Below are 22738 nucleotides of genomic sequence, written 5' to 3'. Positions count from 1 at the left end.
AGCTATGAATTGAACTTGAGAGAGGAGGCAAAAAGTCATGGAAACGATTTTCAGAAGAACGGCGATTGAGGTAAAGACATTTTTACAATTAGATGATTTAGGCTCAAAGGGATCAGTCTGTAGTTTTTTAAGAAAACAGCATAGTGAAAGTAGTAACCGGAAGCTTTTTGCCTTTGTTAGTCATGTGTGAAAAATGACTTTTTAACCATACAAAGTAATTGGTAGACGCCGGTTTTATGGCGTCTTTTTTGTTGTGATAAAACGGAGAGAGGGTGAGCTAATTGCTAAAAAAACTAAGACAATTAAGGAATGTTGCAGTGTTCCAAGCGCTTCTAATTTAGAAAAATAATTAGAAGCGAGGAATTTACTATGAAAAAACAACTAATTTTTACTTCATCATTTCTTTTTCTATTTCTAAGTAATTTTTTTATTTTTATAGGATTTGAAATGCTATTGCCTATTTTACCAGCCTATTTATTAAGCATAAACGCCAATCCGATGCAAGTAGGCTTGGTGACGACGGTATTTACACTAGGTGCCATTACGATAAGACCTTTTATAGGGTACTATTTAATGGATCATAAGCGGAAAAAACTAGCGATTGTGGCAAGTACAGCATTACTACTAATTACAATGCTGTATCCATTGCTTAATACGATTTGGATTTTCCTATTACTCCGACTTTTCCATGGAACAGCGTGGGGTGTATCCACGACAGCCAATAGTACAATGGCTGTAGATAGTATCCCTAAAGCTCGATTAGGAGAGGGAATGGGCTATTTCTCGGTATCCACAACCGTGGGAGCAATTGTTGCACCCAGTCTCGGGATTCTTATTTACAGTACCTTTTCTTTTCACACGCTGATTTGGTCGTCAGCCTTACTAAGCCTTTTTGCGATCATAATGCTTTCATTTGTGCATTCCACGGCACCTATTCAAAATGACAAGCAGCCATTTCGATTTATAGAAGCGATATTTGAAAAAGAAGTAAGGTTTCAGGCATTATTGACTGTTGTGACGACGCTTGGTTTCGGCGCCATTATTACATTCTTAGTTCTTTTTGGTGAACAAAAGGGATTACAACAGATTTTTCTATTCTTTCTTATTAACGCAATTGTTTCCACGTTAATACGTCCTTTTACAGGGAAATGGTTTGATAAGCATGGACCATGGTCGATCATTATTATGTCAGCGATTTTCGGTTTTCTATCATTAATCGTGTTATCCTATACTACAAATAATTTCACTTTGATTTTCGCAGCGATTTTATTTGGTGCAGGCTATGGCACCGTTATGCCGTGCTTACAAACTTGGGCTGTTCAAAAAGTAAGTGAAGCCAAAAGTGGTGCAGCCAATGCCACTTTTCTTTCCAGTTTTGATGTTGGGGTCGGTATGAGCGCATTTATCTTAGGGATTTTAGCTGAGTGGATGAGTATAGAAATGATTTTCCGACTTGTTAGCCTAAGCTTTCTCCTTGTCGCCCTGTTAGTTTATCGGGATTATATTGTTAATAAAAAAACGAGCCATTAATACAGTAGGTAGGACCAGTCTCCATTAATTGCCCCTTTAAATAGACAATGTAAATTTTAGTCAATTACATGTCTTCTTTAAAGGGGGTTTTTATATGAACAACACCACTTGGATAGGATTGTAAGCCGCTTGCGTGTTAACAAATAGTTGGAAAATTCAATCCGAATTGTTAGATTTAAGGTATGATAGGGGAAGGCAAGCTTTGGAGGACTTTAAATGGTAAATGTACAATTATTAAAGAAGGTTAGAACCTTATTGGAGATGTATGAAGAAGGAGAACTTGGTGGGGAAGTAATGCCTGAAGATGTTTTAAAGGGTGTTGTAGAAGATGCAGATTTACTTCATGTGTTAACGCTAGCAATGGCTTTGAATTATCAACGAAATTCTTATACGTTGTGGGAATCTGTTGTAAAGGCTTATCAGGATGAAAAAACAGCATGGATTTTTCATCCTAAAATAGCCGCAAATTGTGATATTCATGATTTACGCGAAGCATTATTACTTCATCGTGTTGGTTTACAACCTAATCGACACCCTGAGATATGGCAGCGAGTAGCGAAAGGTATTGTAAATTCCTCAGCAAACGGAGATGTACAGGGGCTGATCGAATCTGCTCACTTTGATATTGCTATTTTAAAAGAGCTGATGCAACATACTCGCAAAGCGGAATTCCCCTATTTATCTGGACCTAAAATTTTCAATTACTGGCTATATGTTTTGGAAAATTATGCATCTATTAGGTGGCGTTCTCGTGAGCTTATAACAATAGCTCCAGATACACATATAATGAAAGCAACTGTTAAATTGGGATTATGTATGGATGAGGTGTTAGATGGGGGAGCGAATGATCGGAGAGTTGTAGCGAATGCATGGGAGCAAGCACTCAAAGGAACAGGGATCGCCCCAATCGATATTCATACGCCATTATGGCTGTGGTCTCGAGCTGGGTTCCCCTCGCTTGAAGAGAAAAAGCAAAGTGTATAGCCGTGTAGGATTAAATAAAAAACTTAAAGAGCATGTTTTGATTATATGTCAAAACATGCTCTTATTTATTGTGACCGTATTTAGGAAAGACTACAAACTACTTCTCCCAAAGCTCAATCAGTCGACCTTCTGGATCTTTAATCCAAATAAACTTCCCAAATTCGCTACTCTCTAGAGGTTTTGCAAGGGGAATATCGAGATGTTCAAGATGCATTAACATATCGTTTAAATCATGTACTTGGAAATTCAACATTACTTGTTGTTCTGTGGGAAAATAACTGTCCTGTTCATTGAAAAAAGAAAAGATCGTTTCATTGCCTTCATGGGGTTTAATGATTGTCCCATTCCAATCGTTTATTTCAATCATCAAGACTTCATTGTACCATTTCTTCACAACCTCTAGATTTTTAGTTCGCCAAAATATTCCGCCAAAACCTTTTATCATCGTCTCAAACTCCTATCTGTAGAAAGTTTCCTGATCTTTTCCATTAATATAGCATGACAAGGTGGCCATAAGAAAGAGACCATGCCATTTTGGATGGTCTCTACCTGTTATTCGGTAATCGTTTCTGCAAATGTTTTACGGCCAGGGCTTACTTTATTAATATGAATATCGATTTTGCTAATGGAATCTTTGCTTAAAGGAATTTTGCCATCCTTCTCTAATCTCTTCCAAGCCTTTACATTACTACGATAGAGATATTCGGATAGGCGAAAGATATCCGCATCCATTTTTAGTCCTTCTTCAAAGGTAGTTAGGATTTCTTCCTTGACGGCTTTTTCTACTTTTTTTCTTACCTGATTGGGTGTCAGCTTCCCTTTAAAACCATTTAAAATCGTATCGAATTTTAAATTTATTTCAAATGTTACGTCATTACCTTTGACAATTGGCTTGACTTTTACATCAAGCTTTTTAATATCGACAGTTAAGTAATCACTTTTTTCATTATTTTCTAATTCGACGGTAATTTCTCCTTGCTTTGTTTCATCATTCATCCACTCGATTCCACGTGCCGATTTGCCTTTAATATAGCCTTTAAAACTATCCTTTGAAAGAATACCGACACCAGCAAAAACGGTTGCAGTTTTGGAGCCATCCATTGTTTCCCAGTTTTCGTTGACGGTTACGTAAGGAATTTTCATTTCGTGGTTGGGCTCATTTAAGCCAATGACTAGTTGTCTTAAATTGACAGGCTCTACAAATGACTCCTGTTTCGCTGTATTTTTGGGATTACTTAATTTGGCAGCAGTTGGTGATTTCTCTAACAATGGAGAAACTAATAAAACATCTTCAATAGGATCTTGGGTACAGTAAACCCAAATATGATATCTGGTCTCGCGAAAGCGTAAAAAAGTATCAATAACCGCAATAGCATGTTCATCTTTCATAGCACTCTCTGAGAAGAGAAGAAAGGTCATATGTCCCCAAAATACTTCTTGGTCCATTGAACGATACAATTTGTAAATGGCTTCTTCTATTGTCTTTCCCTTCGCTTGGCCAATTTCGGTAGGGGCAGCATTTGGATTAGCTGATTCCGTTTTCGCTACGTTAGCAAAGTTGATAATTTGTAGGTATGCTGTATATTCATTATCCTTATAGTCAACCCCGACACCTTGTACGTAATACATGCGTTGTGGCTCTGTTACATCCCAACAGCCTGATAGCAGTAGTGTAGTCGTAAGCATTAAAATAACAATTGCAATCTGTTTTTGGCTCATATGTCTCCCTACTTTTTGAAGTTCGTGTATATTAGTTTGTACAAGAACGCAAGGTATTATAAGTAGAGACCATTTGTATGTAGGAAAGTGCTGCTCTTGTCAAAAATGACATGAAGACAGCACTTGAGGTTTTAGTGGAAATATTTTTGGACGCGTTGAACGACCTCGTTTGCCGAAAGTCCATTCGCATCGATCACAGGGCCTTCAATGACTGGATCACTAATTCCCATGACATCGCGATCTTGACCTGTAATAATACAAGCATCACATTTTTTCGCATCCTCTTCATTGCGAAGCTGGATGACTTCATAGCCCTGTGCTTTTAAAGCATCCTCGATATTTGATAATGATTGTTCCACACCAATAATTCTAGACATTTCTTGTCCACCTCCTACAAATAATGTGCCATTTCAGGTTGCGCATTATTCATCCTATTTTTAGCTGGGAGAGATAATTTCTAGAGATCCGTGCGTAATAGGGGTTGTGTACTACATCTAAAAGAACCGCCAAAGCTTCGAGAGATTGTAAAATCAACATATTCTACGGTGATACCTCTCTTCGCTAATTGCTCACCAATCCATGTAAATTCTTTGTCTGTAATGTAGACTTCTTCATTAATAGGTAACCCGTTAGTAGCAAGTTTGGCGGCATCCTCTAGGGAAACGTGAATTTTATCCCAATCTTTTAGCTGTTCGGGAATACCATCAAGGAGTGCTTCCTCGCAGACAATCATTAGCCCCTCTCTAACGAGGCTAAGCGCACAGTCGAGATGAAGAATGGTTGGATGAAGCGGCACTTCGACCACCGTATAATCAAAGTTACGTGCTAAATTACGCAGCCATTGTACACCATTTTTATTGGAGGCTAGTCCTGAATTCCCGACGAAAATCGTTTTATCTAACACTAACACATCACCGCCCTCTAAAAACGGGCCAGCTTCAGAATCTAAACCATCTGCCGTATCAGGCTTTGGAATGGAGACATAGAAACATTGATTTTCGTTTGCTTCCTGTACTAAAAGATTGCGCACTGGCAAAATTTCGTTGCGTCTATGTGGGAATCGAAGGGAGCCCTCGATTAAGAGATGGCCGATGGTGAAAAAGGGATCGCGAACGAAGAAATTGCTATAGCCATCTTCTTTTCCTACCTCTTTTTCATAGTCTGTTAAACGTCTTGGTACCTGTACTTCTACACCGTATTTTTCTAATACTTTTTTTAAATTTGCACGTTCCAATTCCCATTGCTGCTGTCTTTCTGGAAAGACGTCCTTAAAATTTTTTCCTAGTGTATTTACGCTTTCATAAAGCGCTAATGTTTCTTCTGTTAAAAAATCATCATCTGTCGGAGCCTCTTTAGCTGGAAAAGCAAATTCCGATTGAGCCATGACGACTCGTTTTAAAGGAGCAAACTCACTTTTTACAAAAATATTCGTCATCGTACTTCCTCCTGTTGTATGATTTAGAAAAAATAATGAAATTTTTTCCTTCGATGTTCCTTATCGTAAGGTATATAGTTACTATATAGTCAAGAATAGGGTGTAAGATGGTGAAAAGATGGGCATTGCTGAGGTGCTGACGATTGTCTTTATCGTATTAAAGCTAACAGAAGTCATAACATGGTCGTGGTGGTTCGTCTTATTACCAATGATTCTTTCATTTAGTCTGTATGCCATTATTGGCCTGGTGAAGCTTGGAATGGTATTGATTGCTGTGGTAGCAGTGAAGAGGCGGGATGATGAAATCAATAGATAAATAATATAGCCACCTGATTAGTTTAAGAAGCTTTGAACAAATAAAAATAAATCAGTATTGTCCACGACAATGTATTGCTTCATATTTTTAGGATGCACGTTAATACCAATGATATTTCTAGCATAATCCAATTTGATTGTAAAAGACTCATTTGTACTGGGTGAAGTGAAAATCAAATAAGCATCCGTATTAAATGCGGGTATATTCGGTATAAATTTCTTTTTCATCACTAGATTATCTAGTATTAAGATCAGTTGCTCTGTTTCCTTTGCATCCATATAATACGATTTTTCTCTCGTATCTGAAATCAGAACGGTGTGAATACTAGCTGTATTTAATTCAGGTACAGCATCATGAAAGGAAATGTGCGGTTTACGATAAAACACAAGTAGCAAAATGATTACTAGTAATCCGAACGACCAGATTAATCTTTTGTTTTGCATAGTCATCGCCTCCTAGTTCTTAAACCAATTATAGGATCATTTTGAATAGTAGGGAATGAAAAAGGTGAGGTTAGTCCAATTAGGTCCAGCCTCACCATTTTATTATTTGCTTAATTCATAAGTTTTCACTGCTGGAGGAACAAAGCTTTCGCATTTATCTAATAGTGCTGCTGCGTCCTCATCAACAATAAGTGCCTCACGGTATTGTGCTTTTAAAAATTGTTCATTTTGCATATGGTCAAAGAATGATATTAATAAATCAAAATAGCGTTCCATATTGAAAATAGCACAAGGTTTTTGAAGCAGACCGATTTGATTCCACGTAAATACTTCGAAAAATTCCTCTAATGTTCCAGGTCCACCAGGTAGGGCGATAAAGCCATCTGCTAATTCCATCATTTTACTTTTACGCTCATGCATCGTCTTTACAACAATCAGCTCCGTCAGCTGTTGATGCGCAATTTCACGTTCTTCTAATAATGTCGGAATCACCCCAATGACCTTGCCGCCTTCTTCTAGCACTGTATTCGCTACTGTTGCCATGATGCCTACAGAAGCACCACCATAAATAAGCGTAATTTGTCTTTTGGCTAATTCTTTACCTAGTAAAATCGCGCCTTGACGATAAGCGTCAGATGCGCCTAGACTGGATCCACAAAATACGGCAATACTTTTCATAGCTGATTTCCTCCATATCTGATCAAATTCTTTTATAGTATAATTTATTTTGAAGAGGAAGGAAATGGAGGAAACGAAATTGGAACTAAATGAATTTCAACGCTGGGTAAAGGATTATTATGAAGCACGTGGCTGGTCAGAGCTTAATATTTTTACACGTATTGGCTTCTTGGCAGAAGAAACAGGTGAGGTAGCAAGGGCGATTCGAGCAATCGAGATTGGTAGAGATCGACCAGATGAAAAAACACAATCCTTTGAAGAAAATAAACAGGAGCTTATTGAAGAGCTAGGGGATGTCCTAGGAAATCTTATAGTGATTGCCAATCAGTACGATATTCCATTAGAAGAGATCTTTGCTGCGCATCAAGACAAGCTGATAAAACGTTACGAATAGGAGGAGCAAGATGGAATATCAAGTAGAGGTTTTACGGGAACAGCATGAGGATTTTACGAATTTTTTAAGCGAAAAAATTCGTGCCTTTAATAATGAGCAATCTCTTCATCATCGTGAAAGTAGACAGCAAGGTGCGGTTCTTCCTTTACAGTTGATCGTCACAGATCAACAACAGCAATGGATAGGTGGCATAACGGCTGAGATATATTGGGGATGGGTGGAAATACATAAATTTTGGTTTAGTGAAGAATATCGTGGAAAGGGTATGGGCAAAAAGCTCTTAGCACAAGCAGAATGGGTAGCGAAGGATATGGGGGCAACAAAGGCCCTACTAACAACCTACGAGTTTCAGGCGCGTACCTTTTACGAGGCACATGGCTATCAAGTAGTGGGCGAAATTAAAGATTATCCACCAGGCAGTAGCTACTATACGATGGTGAAAGTGCTTGCTTAAGAATTGGCTGTCTATTCTATAGACAGCCTGTTTTAATTGACATCACCCAAATAGATTGTTGTTTGTTGTCCTCGTATAAACTGCTGTAGCGGTTGGATAAGTGCTTTTGGGTAAAGTCGATAAGTATGAAGCTTTTCAATTGGTATCCATTGTGTCCCAATTTGAAGAGTATCTGGATTTGTTGGTTGACAAGCTTGCTTATTTACCTGACAGAGGAAATAATATTCTACCTGATGTACGTCTGCGTCAAAGGCGGCATGCTCATGATTTTGTCCGATGTATTCTCGGATAAATAATAGCTCTCCAATCTGAACAGAGGAGCCAATTTCCTCAAGGCATTCCCTTTGCAACGTTTTGTGAAAGGTCTCTCCATGCTCCTGTCCACCACCAGGGCAAAGATAAAAGTAGCCCTCGACATCTTGATTTTTTGTTAGTAATAGTTTCCCGTCCATGATGATGATGGCTTTGATAGAATTTCTAATCATCGACTTCTCCTTAATTGTTATTTTTCGTGATCATGACTAAAACGCTTCATGAATGTCTACCTTAGTAAAAAGGGGAGATGAAGCGTGTATTCAATGTCCAATTTTAAATTACTTGTAGAAAAACAGTCTGAAATTGATACCATTTATCAGAAGTGTAATGATTTAATTCAATCAACTGTTACACCGAAGCTAGATGAAGAGGTCGAGCAGTTTTTAAAGCTGGTTGAACAGCATTTGACACAGCAAGGCTTTACCATTACGAATACATCAACAGGGTTAATCGCCAATTATCAAGAGGCTGTCATTAATGTAGATAAGCATTCAAAGCATTTGGAAGAATGCTTTTTTATCAATTTAAATAGTTATGCTGAGGATCAAGTCTCTATTGTACTAGATATTTCACCGACAATGCTACCGAAAATTTCAAACCAGCTCGATGGCTACACAGATATTATTGAGCAAATGACAGATAAGCTAAAGCAAGCAAAAAGTTTGGAGAAAGCCTGTACAAATCCCAAATTTCTTTATAAAACACAAAGCAATAAAGTATTCCATACCCCTCAGGAAGTATTGGATTATTATTTTCAAGGATAGGAGAAGCAGCTAGAAAAAACTAGTAGGTGTATAAAAAGTGGAAACTTGATGTTGAGGACTGACCTCAGCAGTATAGACAAATAAAAAAATACACCTTCGATTGAATATGGGGTTAAAAACTAAATTTCAATTAGGAGGTGATTTTTCTAAGAGTAAAAGGTTTTAAATGAATTAATTTGATCCCTTTTGCCAAATATATATATAAAGGATGATGATTCAATTACAAATCACCATCCTTTTTAGCGTATTAAAAAACTAAAACATACTTAATCTGTAAATAAATCATTCCTTAATCCGTTTCAAAGGGCTTTTCTTTATACTTGGAAACATCATAACGCCCAATTACTTGATAATTACTAGACGTTTCATCGTCAGCCTTAAATTTATTGAAATCAGCTACATCCAGAGCATCTGTCATCATCTTCAATAAATATTGTGGTTCCGGAGCTTCTTCTACTGCTGAAAGAACTAGTGCATTTCGTAAATATCCTGCATACTGTGAGAGCAATTGAGCATTGAAGTCTAGCCTATTTGCTTCAGCAAAAAGCTTCATGAAAATCGATACCGTTCGTGTATTTCCTTCTCGGAAAGGATGAACACGCCAAAGTTTTGTCATAAATGAAGAAAAGTCCTCAACAAGGCGAGGATTAGAATACTTCCATTGCTTAGATTTAGACCAACTGAAAATAGTTTTTAAATCAGATACAATGTGATCTTTATCACTATAAGCAACAGATAATCCATTTAAAACATGTTCACTTTTATAAATATTGACTGTGCGAAATTCTCCTGCCCATGAATATAGCTCATGAAAAAGGAAGTGATGAATCGTTTGGAGACTTTTATATTTGTGGAAGTCAATATCCTCCGTGATAGAAGAAATATCTATAATCCCAGCGATTAACAGTTGTGCTTCAACGTCAATCAATAGTTGTTCATCTCGAATATTTAATTTGTTGATTAAGACATTTGTATTAGGATAAATATATGGGTCCATAAACTACTGTGAAGCCCTTGTATATTTTTCAACAATCGCTTGTTTCAATTCGCTGGATGATACTTGACCATTTTCATATTGGTTTAAGAGGTTCTGTGTAAATGCGCTCGGTTTTCCACCGTCAATGGCAGCCATACCAACTGCGAATTGCACTTGCTTTTTACGTTCTAAGGATGAATTTTCTTTCATAAATAACACCCCTCACTTTAATGGTATATCTATTATATCAGTTTTATGCATCAGGAGATAGTTAGATCACTGCACGATGCCTACTGAGTGAGAAAATTCAATAGGTGCCAGTGGGAAAAATTTAGAGCTAAGCTCCCTATAATCAAAGTGGGTGAAATTTTACGAAGAGTAAAATTTCACCCACTTTTTCTATTCGGAGAAGAGGTTTTGTTCTAGTCTTTCATCTATCTAAAAGCGATAGGATTAGAAGCCCGCTTTCTTCCATTATCGAATAAACTTTCTCCCAAAAAGCCACATCATTAAGGATAGACCTAAGAAATAAAGTGGCATTGTCAGTAAAGAACCGTTATGCAGTAAGCTCATACCAGAAGTGATGGCACTGACAAGTAAATAATAGCCAAGACTAAAGATAGCGCCTGCTGTGCCAATGACATCCTGAAAATCTACTAACGCTAAACTTAAGCAATTAGGAAGTGCAATGCCTGAGCCTAGCAGTGTGATAAAAATAGTAATCAGTATACCAATGGCCATCATGCTCGCGTGCAATGGCAGGGTACAAACGATAGTCAAAAGCAAAGTGCCACCGAGCATTACCAAGCAGCCAACATGGATGATTTTTTGTGGCGGATGGCCGATGACGAGTCGCTTTGAAATCATAGCCCCTATTATGGAAGCAAGGGCAACAATGATACCAAGAAAGCCGTACAGGCCAGGTGACAGCTGGAAATACTCGATGAAAATAAAGGGTGCTTCGGCATAGTAGCTAAATAGGACACCATTGATGCCTCCAATTAGCAAACCATAGACAAGCACAATGGGTGAAGCAAAAATGCGTTTGACGACAGGCCAAATCGCCGTTCTTTGTCTTGTTGCAGGGTCAGTTGTTTCTGGAAGTCTGCAATAAGCATAGATAAACAACAGGATACTCATGATGACAAGGACAAAAAACACGGCCCGAAAGCCTAGTGCTTGATCCACCCAACCACCGATTAATGGCCCTACCGCAGGGGTAAAGGCAATGACGGCTGAAATTTGAGCAAACATGGCATGGCGTTGACTACCTGACATACTTTCACGCAATATGGTCTGCGTAATAATGGAGCCAGTGGCAGCGCCGAACGCTTGGAGCAATCGACTTGCCAATAGAAAAGGGATTGACTCTGCATAAAAACAAAGTAGGCTACCTATGCCATAAAAAATTAAACCGCCTAGCATGGCAGGTCGACGGCCAATAAAATCAGAAATCCATCCCCAGCAAAAAACACCGAGTGCAAAGCCAATAAAATAGATGCTTAAGGTTAATTGGACAGAGCTAAAGTCTACACCAAGTGCAGTTGCAATATCCGGTAGAGATGGGGTATATATCGTTTCGCTAATTTGTGGAAAAGCCACAAGAACAATCATTAATAATAAAGATGGTACTGCCTGTTTTTTCAACATATTGCCCTCCTACAAGCAAAATTCTACTTTGTTCGTTACAAGTAGATTGCGTAGCTAGGGAAACGGCGGGACCATTATAAGAATACGTTCATAGGATGTCATGTTGAAATCACCTTTATATGCTTGAAGTAGGAGTGCATAGTCTAGCAACTATTATAGGCTATTTTACAATAATTATATAGTAATAATTGCTAAAGCTAAGAGATATTGCTTGTATAGGGAAGGAGGATTTTATAAAATGGAACATATGTTCTTTTGAATTTAAATGACAGAGGGTGTATCTAATTGAATTTTGAGCTAACTTTATTTACTTCTACTGATATTCAGGGATTAATCGAGCTATCAGCTTCCGTTGGATGGGATTACGATGCCTACGAAATTGAAACGATTATGGCAGCAGGTAGAATAGTTGGACATAAAAATATGGAAGGGAAAATTGTTTCCAGTGCAGCTATTATTCCCTATGACACAAATGTAGCCTCCATTGGCATGGTGATTGTACATGAGCAATGCAGAGGTTTTGGCTTAGGTAGAGTCGTTACTCAAGCGTGTATCAATAGTGTTTCAGAGGAAACAGCGATTTTGCTCGTAGCTACGAAAGAGGGAGAACCTTTATATCAAAAAATGGGCTTCACGACTGTTGAGCATGTACATAAATATTTGGCAGACAAATTTGTTGAGACGACCAGCGAAGCCGATTTTTTAGGCACCATCAAAGAATTTCAAGAACAGGATTTTGAACAGCTTGTTAAACTTGACGCAGCAGCCTTTGGGGATAGTAGAAGAATCTTTTTGCGTAAAAGAATTCAGCAATCACAGCGCTGTGTTGTTGTAAAAAATCAAGACAACCAAATGATTGGCTATGGCTTAACGATCGCTGGACCAATTTATCTTCTTTTAGGGCCAATCGTTGCGCCAAGTATGGAAATAGCACATCACATTATAAATGAATTGGCTAAGGGCCATCAGGGGAAATTACGTATTGACTGTCCAGCTATCCAAAAGGAGCTTAGTCCATTTTTACAACAAAGTGGTTTTATGTTGGCTGCAACGCCACCTGTCATGATCCGTAATGCCAAAAAAATGCCTAAACGAAATCAAACATTATATGCTCTAGCAGCACAAGCTTTCGGATAATCAAACGTGCAAGCCTACTTTGGGGTTTGCACGTTTGTATTGTCAAAAAAGGATTTTGAAGGAAGAGTAGAGAATGATATGGATGGTAGAGGAGGGGAACAGCATGTTTCCAGAATTAGAAACAGCAAGACTTAGGTTAAGAGAACTCACAGAGGAGGATGTTCCTGCGATTTTTCGTTGCTTTTCCAATGAGGCTTTAACACGCTATTATGGGCAGGAGCCTTTTACTGACACACAGCAGGCTGAGCAGTTAATTAAGCAATTTGCTAAAAATTTTGAGGAAAAGCGTGGGATTCGTTGGGGAATTGAACGAAAAGATTCGAATGAAGTGATTGGTACAGTTGGCTTCCATCTATGGTCGGCGGCACATCAACGAGCAGAAATTGGCTATGAAATTCATCCTGATTACTGGCGGCAGGGTTATACAAAAGAAGCTGTGCAGAAAGTAATTGCATATGGTTTTGGGGATATGAACTTAAACCGGATTGGAGCCGTTGTTTTTTTAGAGAAGAGGCATCTTCCAAGCTTTTAATTCAGCTTGGATTCCAACAGGAAGGCATATTGAGGGACTATATGTATCAAAAGGGACAAGCACATGATACATTTATCTATTCTTTGTTAAAAAAATATGAATAACGTAGCTTTAGCGCTTTTATAGAATAATCATTTACTTGGAAATGGATAATAAATAATAATTTAGATGGAGTTTTGAGGCTGCTTTTTTCGGTTATAGTTCTTATATGAACAACAATTCATAAGTTCGTGTAAAAAAGTAACAGATGAGGGGCTGGGTGTTATGGAGCAATATAGCACAGCTTATTTTCAAAAGCTAGATTTACTGTCAAGCTTATACGCGGGACAGGCTGCTTTAAAGGATTCCCTTCCAACAGAGAAGGTCAAGCGGATGGAGCGCTATCAACAAATTGAAGCGGCGATTACAAAACTAAATAACGAAATTAGAATAATTGAACGGACCATATTAAAGTCCTCCCATCCTACTAGAAATAGTTAATGGTAGCTCAACCCATGCATATCCCAGCATGGGTTTTTCGTTTGATAAGGTAAGCTTATGTATTTTTATAATAATTATAGATTTTTCTTATGGGTGATCTACTAGTACACTAAAATAAAAGGGGAGGGTGAAGAGAATGGGGATTGATTTCCATAATCAGCAACATCGTACGTCTTATACAACTAGACAGGCAGATAGCTCATGGAAGGCAGCATTAGCGAAACATATTCCTTTTCATAGTATGGGAAAGGCAGTAGATATCGGCTGTGGCGGAGGGATTTATGCCAAGGCACTTGTCGATATGGGGGTGGCATCTGTAACAGGTGTAGACTTTTCACTAGCCATGCTAGACGGAGCGAAAGAAAATTGTCGAGCATATCCGCAAATCACATTTGTTCAAGGAAATGCTTTCAATACAGGGCTTGCAGGGGATACTTTTGATATCGTGCTTGAACGAGCCTTAATTCATCATATACAAGATGTCAAAGCATGCTTTCAAGAGGCATTTCGGCTTTTACAGCAAGGCGGTTATTTTATCGTACAGGATCGCACCCCAGAGGATTGCTTACTTCCAGGGGATGCTCATCATATAAGGGGCTATTTCTTTGAAAGTTTTCCTTCGCTTATTCAAAAGGAGGTAGAGCGCAGACACAATAGTCAGTTGGTGACAGAAAGCTTACAAGAAGTAGGCTTTCAAGAAATTAGTGAACTCAAACTATGGGAGACGAGACAGGTCTATGCTAATAAGGAGCAATTATTGGCCGATTTACAAGGCAGAGTGGGGCGTAGTCTATTACATGAGTTAAATGACACCCAATTATCGTCCCTTCTTGAGCATATAAGGAATGCAATTACCACTGAAGCTTCCATCATTGAAAAGGATCGATGGACGATTTGGATCGCCAAGAAAAAATAAGGATCATCCTATGGAGAGGCTCAACCCTCTCCATTTTTATTCGATTCAGCATCCCCAGAGCTATCCTTCAATTTACAGGATCTATCCGCCACTTTTAACTTTCTATCCGTCACTTTAGGATTGCTATCCACTACTTTGCACATTTTATCCGCTTTCCTAGAGAAAACCCTCATAGCATAACTATAAGGGATTATTTAGTAAGTGCCAGCAAAAATTGATCGCGGTCTGCTTCTTCCTGCATTTTACTGTCGACAAGCATTGCACCTGATTGGACACTTGTGATGTCGTTGTCTACAAGAAACTGTACATTCACCTTGGCTACTTCATTGTTAACCGTGCAATCACCCTCAAACTCTACAACATCCTGTCCCTTTTGTGTTTCAAAATAAACCCAATATGGATTTTCACAGGCAGAGGCAAAGGCACTCTCCAAAGTTTTTGTACTATTTTCATAGGAATAGTTTTTTACGTATGTAATGTATTCATTGTCTGTAATATCCTTTTGTGGACCATAGAAGTACCAAAATACCGCTAAGATACCGATTGGCACAATCCACAATATATTTCTTTTACTTAATTTCCCCATATGTTATATCCCCCTTTATGTGAATATTTTAACATCTTCTTTTGTATTTTTGCTAGCTCACGATAATATTTTCTATAGAAGGCCGCGATTCTGTTCATTACGTGAGCTTTGAATTCAGGTGGCAGTTATGATAACGTTAGTTGATAGATTTCTATCGATGTCGCCATATTGCTTGGTGAAGGAGGTTTTTACATGCATAAAAGAAGACGTGGTTTGCTGCTGGTTCTTGTGCTGATGTTAATGGGTCTAGCCTTTTTTATCGGCATGAAAATGAGGCCAGTCACACAGCCGACTAGAAATCCTGAGACAACGCCCATTCAAGAGGATGCGTCAGAACAGGAAGGTGGTTCAGAGAATGTAGAGGCCCTCATACAGACTATTGCTCAATTAGCGCGAGAAGGAAAAGTACCTGAAGTGCCATTTGCAGCAGGAGATACAGAACAACAAGCGGTTCGTGAGCAATGGGGAGAACCACAGCAGGTCACGGAATCCGCCAATGGACAATATGAAGATTACGAGGATGTGACGATTGGTTATCGAGGTTCACAGGCCTTCGATATCCGTTCATCGAAAGAGAATATCAAAAGCATTCGTTTAGCAGCAATTAAAAATAAGTTGGGTGAACCTGATGAAGTTCGTTACTACCAGGATCCATCAACCAATCAAATTATTCTTGTCTACCAAGTAAATGCCAGCTATCAATTAAAGTGGATCTTACCGAAACCGACTGACAGTGATGCCAATCCTGCGGTTCATCATATTTCGGTCTATACAGAACTGAAGCCACAAGCACCAGATACAGTGGTACAAATGACATTGGACGAGAAAATCGGTCAAATGATGTTTGCGGGTGTGTCAGGTACGGCGCTTCAGCAGGAGACAACAAGCCTCATTCAAAAGGCAAAAGTAGGTGGCTTGATTCTTTATGGCAATAATCTTGAAACACCCCAGCAAACGGTCACATTGATGAATGACTTAATGGCTGCCAATTCGAATAATCGGCTACCACTTTTCCTTGGCACCGACCAAGAGGGTGGCAAAGTAGTCAGATTACCAGGCGCTTTAAAAAATTTCCCAACGAACAAAAAAATTGGGGACATTAACCAATCCAAGTTTTCATTTGAAATAGGCCAATTATTAGGGGAGCAATTAAAGGCATTTGGCTTCAATTTGGACTTTGCACCCGTATTAGATGTCAATAGCAATCCGAATAATCCGATTATCGGGGATCGTTCATTTTCCAATGATCCAGCTATCGTCAGCAAATTGGGCATTCAAACAATGAAGGGTCTGGAGTCGGAGCAGGTTATTCCTGTCGTGAAGCATTTCCCAGGGCATGGTGATACATCTGTGGACTCCCATTTAGAATTGCCAAAGGTGACAAAAAGCTTGAACGATTTGAATCAGCTAGAGCTTGTCCCATTTAAAGAGGCCATTAACAATGGTGCAGATGTCGTCATGGTCGCACATATTTTATTGCCAAAGATCGATCCACAGTACCCTTCCTCCATGTCGAAGGAGATTATCACGGGTATGCTAAGAAAGCAACTGGGCTTTGATGGTGTTGTTATGACTGATGATATGACGATGAAAGCTATCACGAATCATTATGCGATCGGGCAAGCAGCTGTCGATTCGATCAAGGCTGGTAGTGATATTATTTTAATCGCTCATGAATATGCCAATATTACAGCAGCGATAGAAGCGGTAAAGATAGCCGTCAGCAATGGGGAAATAACAGAGGAACGCATCAATGAGAGTGTCCAAAGGATCGTAAAGCTAAAAGAAAAATATCAGCTTGTCAATCAGCCCGTGACTGCGGTCGATGTGAACAAGCTTAATACAGACATCGAAAAAGTATTGAATACGTTTATGAAATAAAGGCGAAAAGGGACATACAGCAACCGATGTATGTTCCTTTTTGTGAATGATGGATAGGGTGAGAACGTGGATAAGGAATTCAAATTAGCTAGTCAATTATTACTGCTGCTAGATTCTGAACAAAGGTGGTTTACTTTAGCGGAGGTGGAAAAAAGCTTACATATTTCGGATAAGACCATACGTAAGCTCGTAGAAGAAATCAATCGGCAATTACCAGTAGCAATGACGATTGACGTATCTAGAGGAAAGGGAATTTTTCTACAACGCGATGGGCGAAGTACAACCGTTAGTGAAGTGCTTTCGAGCATGTTCAGGCAAACCATCTTCTATCGCTTCATGCACTTATTGTTTATCAATGGGCAACATTTTTCGATGGAGGAGCTAGCAGAGGCGATGTATATGAGCACCTCCTCGTTGAAGAAGCTGATTATGCAACTAAATAATCATGATTTGAAGCCATATAAGCTACGCATCACATACTCGACGCCAGCCGTAAAGGGAAACGAATTGAATATTCGCTACTTTTACTGGAAGTTATATGGTGATGCCTATGAGTATACAGGATGGCCATTTACCAATAGTGACGCTGATTTTATCAATCAATGCATCACACATATAGAGCATGAGCAAAGCATTGTTTATTTTATTAATTCCAAAAGGAAATTATCCTTTTTAGTGGCGATTGTATTGGAAAGAGCGAGAAAGGGAAACTATGTCAAAATTACGGAGGATGATTACGCTTGGGAAAGTGGAATGTTCTATTTGCCAGTAAAAGACTTTACACAGGCACTGGAAGAAAAATTCTCGATTGAATTACCAAGGAGTGAATTGTTTTTTATGCAATCTCTATTTAGTCTAAGCCAATATCATTATTATGAAGGCTCAGACATGACGCCAATGAAGGAAATCGAATTATATAAGAATAAAGAAATCGATCAAATGGCGCAGCAGCTGTTCTCCCTATTGGCAAAGGCTTACCCAAATCTGGATATGAATGAGCGGTTTAGCTTGGAGGTATATGAGTTCTTGGACAAGCTTTTAATCGATAATGCCATCCCTGAATGGCTGATGATTTCAAAAAGTAATTTAACAAACTATGTTCAAATTGAATGTCAGCAAATTTACCAAGATATGCAGACCTGTATGCAGACGTGGCAAAAAGCGTACCCTGCTGTCCTATATAATGACTTTCATTTAACCAAGCTTACCTTACTTGTTCGTTCAGGGCTACGTTATAAAAGTAAACGAGCCTTCTTGGTCATTGGAGAGGAATTTTCAATCCGCCACTATATCGCCAATTTAATCAAGAATGAAATTGGGGACCAGCTGATTATTAATACCTCTATTATGAAGGGGTTAACGGATGAAATGGTACAGCAGCATCACATTGATTTTGTCATAAGTAATTTCCCTGTTGCCTTAACGACAGTGCCAGTTGTTATTATATCCACGATTCCTTCCAAAAGGGATTTAGATAATATTCGTCAGGAATTGCTTCGGTAATTTGGTCAATTATTTCCCGTACACTACGTAACAATCTGGTCTAGTTTGTCATCATCATTAAATCTTATACTCATAGTAGTTTCTGAACAGATTTCTTGTAAAAGAGATCGTGTTGGAAATGGCTATGGGTATTTTTTATTGGTAAATGAAAACGGTTACCTAATTGGATTTAAGATAAATGACATGTTTTTGGAGGTATGAAAATGAGTAGACATTTAGGAGCAAAAAAGGGAGAAATAGCTGAGCGTGTCTTGCTACCTGGAGACCCATTACGTGCAAGATTTGTAGCAGAGCATTTTTTAGAGAATGCTTATTGCTATAACGAGGTAAGAGGAATGTATGGTTACACAGGTACATTCAAAGGCGTGCCAATTTCCGTGCAGGGGACGGGCATGGGGAATCCATCGATGAGTATATACGGTACTGAACTGGTTAACGATTATGGCGTGAAGAAATTGATTCGTATCGGCACATGTGGTGCGATGCAAAAGGATATTCAAATCCGAGATATCATATTAGCCCAAGCAGTCTCTTCAGACAGTAATTTGACGGAGAAAATTTTCTACGGCAATAATTATGCCCCAATAGCGGATTTTCCCTTATTAATGAAAGCGTTTCAACAAGCACAGGGAAAAAAGGGGAATGTCTTTGTTGGCAACATTTATAATTCAGATGAATTTTATCGTGAAACATTAGACAGGCTTCATAAGTTTATGGAATTCGGTGTTTTAGGAGTAGAAATGGAAAGCACCGCTCTCTATACGTTAGCCGCAAAATATGGGGTAAAGGCATTGTCTATTTTGACGGTCGGTAGTCAATTATTAACAAATGAAAGCTTAACGCATGAGGAAAGTGAAAAATCCTTTTTTGATATGGTGGACATTGCACTTCATACAATCATCGATGAGTAGGGGATTATGCTGGATGGGAAGAAAAAGCATTTGAAAACATTGTTCGTAACGGAGGGGACAACATGCATTATATCATTTCGCTAGTAGGACTACTACTCGTGCTATTTTTAGCATGGCTTGCAAGTAATAATAAGAAAAAGATTAAATACCGCCCAATCATTGTGATGATTGTTATCCAGCTTGTTTTAGGGTTTCTATTACTGAAAACAGGTATTGGGGAATTTTTAATTAAAGGATTTGCTGATAGCTTTGCAAAACTACTTGAATATGCCAACGAAGGCACAAATTTTGTATTCGGTGGGATGGCGAATGAAGGCGCACATACATTTTTCCTCTATGTTTTAATGCCAATCGTATTTATGTCAGCCATCATCGGCATATTGCAACATTATAAAATTCTACCGTTTATTATTAAATATATAGGTTTCGTATTAAGTAAAATCAATGGGATGGGTAAACTAGAATCCTATAATGCGGTTGCTGCGGCAATTGTAGGGCAAAATGAAGTATTCATTTCAGTAAAAAATCAAATTGGCTTTTTACCAAAGCATCGACTCTATACCTTGTGTGCTTCTGCGATGTCAACGGTATCGATGTCCATTGTGGGCTCCTATATGACGATGCTAGAGCCAAAGTATGTAGTGGCAGCTCTCATATTAAACTTGTTTGGTGGTTTTATCGTGGCCTCGATCATTAATCCGTATGAAGTGCAAGCGGAGGAAGATATAATCGAAGTGCAAGAAGGTGAAAAGCAAACATTTTTTGAGATGCTAGGCGAATACATTATGGACGGTTTTAAGGTAGCCATCATCGTCGGGGTTATGTTAGTAGGCTTTGTTGGGTTAATTGCCCTCATTAATGGTGTGTTTAATGGCATTTTCGGCATCACATTCCAAGGCTTCCTAGGCTATGTCTTTGCCCCAATTGCCTTCGTCATGGGTGTACCGTGGCATGAAGCTGTGAATGCTGGTAGTATCATGGCGACAAAGCTTGTGGCAAATGAATTCGTTGCCATGCTGGACTTCGTTAAAATCCAAGACAGCTTTAGTGAGCGTACAGCAGCCATTGTCTCTGTTTTCCTCATATCCTTTGCTAACTTTGGCTCGATTGGTACTATCGTAGGTGCCGTAAAAGGGTTAAATGAAAAGCAAGGCAATGTGGTGGCACGCTTTGGATTAAAATTGCTCTATGGTGCCTCACTTGTAAGTGTTCTATCAGCCATCATTATTGGCATTGTGTTTTAAAGAGAAGAAATGAGAGGTGCATATTTTAGGCGTATCAATTCCTAAAATATGCTTTTTTTGAGTTTTTGATGATCACTCAAAGAAATATTGTAACTTTCTTCCACAATTATCGTTTGATATATTAAGAGGAATAATTGTACCAATAGTAAAAATTCATAAGAGGATGGATTAGAATGAAAACTTTCTATCATTGTTTAATCATGTGGATACCTTTTATAGTGCTGTTTGCCTTAGCTGGATTTGGCTTAGAGGTTTTAGAAGGAAGAAAAATCAGGACATCGGAATATATGACGGGATTTCGTGATTTAGGCGTTGGTTATATGTTCTTAATGGGCTCTTTTGCTTTTATTCTCTATCCGATTTCATTTTTACCACTAACATTGCTTGTGAGTCGTTTTATGAAAAATTGGCTGTATAAAGTGGCTTCCTTTACTTTATGTGGTGGGGCAATAGGGGCTTTTTCCTTCATAATCATCTATGATTCGCGATTTATAGAAGAATATAATGTAAGCATTGTCAATTCAATGCTCTTTTTTGGAATTGCGGGTTTTCTCTATGCTTTAGTAGAAAATGCGGTGAAGAAAAATATAAAATTTGTTTAACTAATGAATATGTCTTTTTTCATCTAGCGGAATATGGAAAAATTATTTCTACTCATTTCAGTCTAATTACCGATAGCATATTAACGGATTTTCCTTTATGGTTAATAAGTCGTAAAAGACACTATCAGGAATATCCTGCAAATATTGAAATGATAGGTGGAAAACAATGAATTATCAAGTTTTATTATATTACCATTACACGAAGATTGAAGACCCAGCGGCGTTTTCAGCAATGCACTTAGAAATGTGTAAAGAAATCGGTCTAAAAGGTCGTATTTTAGTAGCCAATGAGGGCATTAACGGTACTGTTTCTGGTACGATTGAGCAAACAGAGCAATACATGGCAAACATGCAAGCAGACCCATTATTTGAAGGCATTGTCTTCAAAATTGATGAGGCAGAAGGACATGCATTCAAAAAAATGCACGTACGCCCACGACCTGAGTTAGTCAACTTAGGCTTAGAAGAAGATGTAAACCCACATGAGTTAACAGGTCGCTACCTGTCACCAGAACAATTTCTTGCTGAAATGCAAGATGAAAATACAGTAGTATTAGATGTACGTAACACGTATGAATATGATGTCGGCCATTTTCGTGGTGCGATTCGACCAGAGGTAAAGAACTTCCGTGATACACCAGAATGGGTCCGTGCAAACCGTGAGCTATTCGAAGGGAAAAATGTTTTAACCTATTGCACGGGCGGGATTCGTTGTGAGAAGTTTTCGGGTTGGATGAAACGTGAGGGCTTTGGCAATGTTGGTCAATTACATGGTGGTGTTGCCACATACGGAAAAGATCCTGTTGCGAAAGGTCAACTATGGGACGGTCAAATGTACGTATTTGATGAGCGTTTAACAGTGCCAATCAATCAAGTAGAGCATGTGATTGTCGGCCGTGATCACTATGATGGGGAACCTTGTGAGCGTTACATTAACTGTGCAAACCCTGAATGTAACAAGCAAATCATCGCATCTGAAGAAAATGAAGCAAAGCATTTAGGTGGCTGTACAATCGAATGTACAAAGCATGCGCGCAATCGCTACATCGTGCGTCACAATTTAACAGAAGAGCAAGTAGCTCAAGCAATTGAGGCGTTAATTTAAACATACAAAGCGTTATTAAATATCTTTCATAACCTACTTTATAGAGGTTCTTAAAACACTCAATGTAAGTGTTCAAACTATCCATTTCAACATTGGACTAGTCTGCTCGCTTATATTGGGTGTTTTTTTCTTTTGTAAGGAAAATGTAAATGACTCCATCATTGGTGGAAGGGCGGAAGAATC

At 38.6% G+C, this 22738-nt stretch carries 27 protein-coding genes and 1 pseudogene; 17 read left to right on the top strand and 11 right to left on the bottom strand.

The genetic code is table 11. The features are described from left to right. Nucleotides 1–37: 37 nt before the first annotated feature. From V1L66_RS13635 to V1L66_RS13625, 3 genes are all read left to right on the top strand, one after another. Nucleotides 38–190: a hypothetical protein gene (locus tag V1L66_RS13635; RefSeq protein WP_333004556.1), complete on the top strand. Its 153-nt coding sequence runs from the start codon at nucleotides 38–40 to the stop codon at nucleotides 188–190. A gap of 179 nt (nucleotides 191–369) precedes the next feature. After that, nucleotides 370–1530, top strand: coding sequence for an MFS transporter (locus tag V1L66_RS13630; protein WP_333004557.1), 1161 nt, complete (start codon nucleotides 370–372; stop codon nucleotides 1528–1530). Between the two features lie 216 nt (nucleotides 1531–1746). After that, complete coding sequence (locus V1L66_RS13625; RefSeq protein ID WP_333004559.1) at nucleotides 1747–2514, top strand: hypothetical protein; 768 nt, start codon at nucleotides 1747–1749, stop codon at nucleotides 2512–2514. A gap of 97 nt (nucleotides 2515–2611) precedes the next feature. Here V1L66_RS13625 and V1L66_RS13620 read toward each other — a convergent pair whose 3' ends face one another. From V1L66_RS13620 to V1L66_RS13605, 4 genes are all read right to left on the bottom strand, one after another. Continuing rightward, nucleotides 2612–2959 (bottom strand): glyoxalase, encoded by a 348-nt coding sequence (locus V1L66_RS13620; protein WP_333004561.1) that lies wholly within the window; start codon nucleotides 2957–2959, stop codon nucleotides 2612–2614. A 107-nt stretch (nucleotides 2960–3066) separates the two neighbouring features. Then, complete coding sequence (locus tag V1L66_RS13615) at nucleotides 3067–4233, bottom strand: Ger(x)C family spore germination protein (RefSeq protein WP_333004563.1); 1167 nt, start codon at nucleotides 4231–4233, stop codon at nucleotides 3067–3069. 131 nt (nucleotides 4234–4364) lie between these two features. Further along, nucleotides 4365–4610 carry a YkuS family protein gene (locus tag V1L66_RS13610; protein ID WP_036081217.1) on the bottom strand — a complete coding sequence of 82 codons (246 nt, stop codon included), beginning with the start codon at nucleotides 4608–4610 and terminating at the stop codon, nucleotides 4365–4367. Between the two features lie 80 nt (nucleotides 4611–4690). Next, complete coding sequence (locus V1L66_RS13605) at nucleotides 4691–5668, bottom strand: arginine deiminase family protein (protein ID WP_333004565.1); 978 nt, start codon at nucleotides 5666–5668, stop codon at nucleotides 4691–4693. Nucleotides 5669–5786: 118 nt separating this feature from the next. Here V1L66_RS13605 and V1L66_RS13600 point away from each other — a divergent pair, with 118 nt between their 5' ends. Further along, nucleotides 5787–5984, top strand: coding sequence for a hypothetical protein (locus V1L66_RS13600; protein ID WP_016993373.1), 198 nt, complete (start codon nucleotides 5787–5789; stop codon nucleotides 5982–5984). Nucleotides 5985–6001: 17 nt separating this feature from the next. Here the strand turns inward: V1L66_RS13600 and V1L66_RS13595 are convergent, their stop codons facing one another. Beyond that, nucleotides 6002–6427 carry a hypothetical protein gene (locus tag V1L66_RS13595; protein ID WP_333004567.1) on the bottom strand — a complete coding sequence of 142 codons (426 nt, stop codon included), beginning with the start codon at nucleotides 6425–6427 and terminating at the stop codon, nucleotides 6002–6004. A gap of 102 nt (nucleotides 6428–6529) precedes the next feature. Continuing rightward, the gene (locus V1L66_RS13590; protein WP_009371001.1) at nucleotides 6530–7105 is read right to left on the bottom strand and encodes a TIGR00730 family Rossman fold protein; all 576 of its coding nucleotides are present in this window, start codon (nucleotides 7103–7105) and stop codon (nucleotides 6530–6532) included. Nucleotides 7106–7184: 79 nt separating this feature from the next. Here V1L66_RS13590 and V1L66_RS13585 point away from each other — a divergent pair, with 79 nt between their 5' ends. Together V1L66_RS13585 and V1L66_RS13580 are read left to right on the top strand one after the other, a co-directional pair. Beyond that, nucleotides 7185–7499: a MazG nucleotide pyrophosphohydrolase domain-containing protein gene (locus V1L66_RS13585; protein WP_026023570.1), complete on the top strand. Its 315-nt coding sequence runs from the start codon at nucleotides 7185–7187 to the stop codon at nucleotides 7497–7499. 10 nt (nucleotides 7500–7509) lie between these two features. Next, complete coding sequence (locus V1L66_RS13580) at nucleotides 7510–7953, top strand: GNAT family N-acetyltransferase (protein ID WP_312127059.1); 444 nt, start codon at nucleotides 7510–7512, stop codon at nucleotides 7951–7953. A 32-nt stretch (nucleotides 7954–7985) separates the two neighbouring features. On the opposite strand, the gene V1L66_RS13575 is transcribed toward V1L66_RS13580, so the two are convergent. Further along, on the bottom strand, nucleotides 7986–8438 hold the full coding sequence (locus V1L66_RS13575) for an NUDIX domain-containing protein (protein WP_258859260.1): 453 nt from the start codon (nucleotides 8436–8438) through the stop codon (nucleotides 7986–7988). Between the two features lie 93 nt (nucleotides 8439–8531). Here V1L66_RS13575 and V1L66_RS13570 point away from each other — a divergent pair, with 93 nt between their 5' ends. Next, nucleotides 8532–9032, top strand: coding sequence for a hypothetical protein (locus V1L66_RS13570; protein ID WP_244905005.1), 501 nt, complete (start codon nucleotides 8532–8534; stop codon nucleotides 9030–9032). 289 nt (nucleotides 9033–9321) lie between these two features. Here the strand turns inward: V1L66_RS13570 and V1L66_RS13565 are convergent, their stop codons facing one another. From V1L66_RS13565 to V1L66_RS13555, 3 genes are all read right to left on the bottom strand, one after another. After that, on the bottom strand, nucleotides 9322–10029 hold the full coding sequence (locus tag V1L66_RS13565; protein ID WP_312127061.1) for a Fic family protein: 708 nt from the start codon (nucleotides 10027–10029) through the stop codon (nucleotides 9322–9324). Nucleotides 10030–10032: 3 nt separating this feature from the next. After that, nucleotides 10033–10218 (bottom strand): antitoxin VbhA family protein, encoded by a 186-nt coding sequence (locus V1L66_RS13560; protein ID WP_016995489.1) that lies wholly within the window; start codon nucleotides 10216–10218, stop codon nucleotides 10033–10035. A gap of 264 nt (nucleotides 10219–10482) precedes the next feature. After that, a complete protein-coding gene (locus V1L66_RS13555) occupies nucleotides 10483–11655 on the bottom strand; it encodes a multidrug effflux MFS transporter (RefSeq protein ID WP_258859341.1) in 1173 nt (390 codons plus the stop codon). A gap of 288 nt (nucleotides 11656–11943) precedes the next feature. Here V1L66_RS13555 and V1L66_RS13550 point away from each other — a divergent pair, with 288 nt between their 5' ends. From V1L66_RS13550 to V1L66_RS13535, 4 genes and pseudogenes are all read left to right on the top strand, one after another. Further along, nucleotides 11944–12795 (top strand): GNAT family N-acetyltransferase, encoded by an 852-nt coding sequence (locus V1L66_RS13550; RefSeq protein ID WP_333004575.1) that lies wholly within the window; start codon nucleotides 11944–11946, stop codon nucleotides 12793–12795. Between the two features lie 103 nt (nucleotides 12796–12898). Beyond that, nucleotides 12899–13431, top strand: a pseudogene (locus tag V1L66_RS13545) (GNAT family N-acetyltransferase). 160 nt (nucleotides 13432–13591) lie between these two features. After that, nucleotides 13592–13807, top strand: a complete 216-nt coding sequence (locus V1L66_RS13540; protein WP_054548789.1) for a hypothetical protein — start codon at nucleotides 13592–13594, stop codon at nucleotides 13805–13807. A gap of 136 nt (nucleotides 13808–13943) precedes the next feature. Further along, nucleotides 13944–14723 (top strand): class I SAM-dependent methyltransferase, encoded by a 780-nt coding sequence (locus V1L66_RS13535; protein ID WP_333004579.1) that lies wholly within the window; start codon nucleotides 13944–13946, stop codon nucleotides 14721–14723. 190 nt (nucleotides 14724–14913) lie between these two features. Here the strand turns inward: V1L66_RS13535 and V1L66_RS13530 are convergent, their stop codons facing one another. Then, nucleotides 14914–15309 (bottom strand): glucosamine 6-phosphate synthetase, encoded by a 396-nt coding sequence (locus V1L66_RS13530; RefSeq protein ID WP_333004584.1) that lies wholly within the window; start codon nucleotides 15307–15309, stop codon nucleotides 14914–14916. 192 nt (nucleotides 15310–15501) lie between these two features. Between V1L66_RS13530 and nagZ the strand changes: the two genes are divergently transcribed. The 6 genes from nagZ to V1L66_RS13500 all read left to right on the top strand — a co-directional run bounded on the left by nagZ (nucleotide 15502) and on the right by V1L66_RS13500 (nucleotide 22555). Further along, nucleotides 15502–17190 carry a beta-N-acetylhexosaminidase gene (gene nagZ, locus V1L66_RS13525; protein WP_258859256.1) on the top strand — a complete coding sequence of 563 codons (1689 nt, stop codon included), beginning with the start codon at nucleotides 15502–15504 and terminating at the stop codon, nucleotides 17188–17190. Nucleotides 17191–17256: 66 nt separating this feature from the next. Beyond that, nucleotides 17257–18693, top strand: coding sequence for a helix-turn-helix domain-containing protein (locus V1L66_RS13520; protein ID WP_258859255.1), 1437 nt, complete (start codon nucleotides 17257–17259; stop codon nucleotides 18691–18693). 203 nt (nucleotides 18694–18896) lie between these two features. Next, on the top strand, nucleotides 18897–19604 hold the full coding sequence (deoD, locus tag V1L66_RS13515; RefSeq protein ID WP_258859254.1) for a purine-nucleoside phosphorylase: 708 nt from the start codon (nucleotides 18897–18899) through the stop codon (nucleotides 19602–19604). A gap of 62 nt (nucleotides 19605–19666) precedes the next feature. Next, nucleotides 19667–20848 carry a NupC/NupG family nucleoside CNT transporter gene (locus V1L66_RS13510; protein WP_258859253.1) on the top strand — a complete coding sequence of 394 codons (1182 nt, stop codon included), beginning with the start codon at nucleotides 19667–19669 and terminating at the stop codon, nucleotides 20846–20848. Nucleotides 20849–21021: 173 nt separating this feature from the next. Beyond that, nucleotides 21022–21450 (top strand): hypothetical protein, encoded by a 429-nt coding sequence (locus V1L66_RS13505; RefSeq protein WP_333004589.1) that lies wholly within the window; start codon nucleotides 21022–21024, stop codon nucleotides 21448–21450. 166 nt (nucleotides 21451–21616) lie between these two features. Then, nucleotides 21617–22555: a rhodanese-related sulfurtransferase gene (locus V1L66_RS13500; protein ID WP_333004590.1), complete on the top strand. Its 939-nt coding sequence runs from the start codon at nucleotides 21617–21619 to the stop codon at nucleotides 22553–22555. The last annotated feature ends 183 nt before the right edge of the window (nucleotides 22556–22738 follow it).

Source organism: Lysinibacillus sp. IITD104 (genome assembly GCF_036698265.2).
Taxonomy (GTDB): domain Bacteria; phylum Bacillota; class Bacilli; order Bacillales_A; family Planococcaceae; genus Lysinibacillus; species Lysinibacillus boronitolerans.
This window is presented reverse-complemented; position numbering and strand designations above follow the sequence as displayed.

Excerpts from the sequence above, each read along its gene's own strand:
- V1L66_RS13625 (WP_333004559.1), top strand. The coding sequence starts at position 1,747 with ATGGTAAATGTACAATTATTAAAGAAGGTTAGAACCTTATTGGAGATG.
- V1L66_RS13630 (WP_333004557.1), top strand. The coding sequence starts at position 370 with ATGAAAAAACAACTAATTTTTACTTCATCATTTCTTTTTCTATTTCTA.
- V1L66_RS13610 (WP_036081217.1), bottom strand. The coding sequence starts at position 4,610 with ATGTCTAGAATTATTGGTGTGGAACAATCATTATCAAATATCGAGGAT.
- V1L66_RS13560 (WP_016995489.1), bottom strand. The coding sequence starts at position 10,218 with ATGAAAGAAAATTCATCCTTAGAACGTAAAAAGCAAGTGCAATTCGCA.
- V1L66_RS13580 (WP_312127059.1), top strand. The coding sequence starts at position 7,510 with ATGGAATATCAAGTAGAGGTTTTACGGGAACAGCATGAGGATTTTACG.
- V1L66_RS13565 (WP_312127061.1), bottom strand. The coding sequence starts at position 10,029 with ATGGACCCATATATTTATCCTAATACAAATGTCTTAATCAACAAATTA.
- V1L66_RS13615 (WP_333004563.1), bottom strand. The coding sequence starts at position 4,233 with ATGAGCCAAAAACAGATTGCAATTGTTATTTTAATGCTTACGACTACA.
- V1L66_RS13595 (WP_333004567.1), bottom strand. The coding sequence starts at position 6,427 with ATGCAAAACAAAAGATTAATCTGGTCGTTCGGATTACTAGTAATCATT.
- V1L66_RS13500 (WP_333004590.1), top strand. The coding sequence starts at position 21,617 with ATGAATTATCAAGTTTTATTATATTACCATTACACGAAGATTGAAGAC.
- V1L66_RS13600 (WP_016993373.1), top strand. The coding sequence starts at position 5,787 with ATGGGCATTGCTGAGGTGCTGACGATTGTCTTTATCGTATTAAAGCTA.
- V1L66_RS13510 (WP_258859253.1), top strand. The coding sequence starts at position 19,667 with ATGCATTATATCATTTCGCTAGTAGGACTACTACTCGTGCTATTTTTA.
- V1L66_RS13590 (WP_009371001.1), bottom strand. The coding sequence starts at position 7,105 with ATGAAAAGTATTGCCGTATTTTGTGGATCCAGTCTAGGCGCATCTGAC.
- V1L66_RS13540 (WP_054548789.1), top strand. The coding sequence starts at position 13,592 with ATGGAGCAATATAGCACAGCTTATTTTCAAAAGCTAGATTTACTGTCA.
- nagZ (WP_258859256.1), top strand. The coding sequence starts at position 15,502 with ATGCATAAAAGAAGACGTGGTTTGCTGCTGGTTCTTGTGCTGATGTTA.
- V1L66_RS13575 (WP_258859260.1), bottom strand. The coding sequence starts at position 8,438 with ATGATTAGAAATTCTATCAAAGCCATCATCATCATGGACGGGAAACTA.
- V1L66_RS13570 (WP_244905005.1), top strand. The coding sequence starts at position 8,532 with ATGTCCAATTTTAAATTACTTGTAGAAAAACAGTCTGAAATTGATACC.
- V1L66_RS13530 (WP_333004584.1), bottom strand. The coding sequence starts at position 15,309 with ATGGGGAAATTAAGTAAAAGAAATATATTGTGGATTGTGCCAATCGGT.
- V1L66_RS13505 (WP_333004589.1), top strand. The coding sequence starts at position 21,022 with ATGAAAACTTTCTATCATTGTTTAATCATGTGGATACCTTTTATAGTG.
- deoD (WP_258859254.1), top strand. The coding sequence starts at position 18,897 with ATGAGTAGACATTTAGGAGCAAAAAAGGGAGAAATAGCTGAGCGTGTC.
- V1L66_RS13620 (WP_333004561.1), bottom strand. The coding sequence starts at position 2,959 with ATGATAAAAGGTTTTGGCGGAATATTTTGGCGAACTAAAAATCTAGAG.
- V1L66_RS13635 (WP_333004556.1), top strand. The coding sequence starts at position 38 with ATGGAAACGATTTTCAGAAGAACGGCGATTGAGGTAAAGACATTTTTA.
- V1L66_RS13605 (WP_333004565.1), bottom strand. The coding sequence starts at position 5,668 with ATGACGAATATTTTTGTAAAAAGTGAGTTTGCTCCTTTAAAACGAGTC.
- V1L66_RS13535 (WP_333004579.1), top strand. The coding sequence starts at position 13,944 with ATGGGGATTGATTTCCATAATCAGCAACATCGTACGTCTTATACAACT.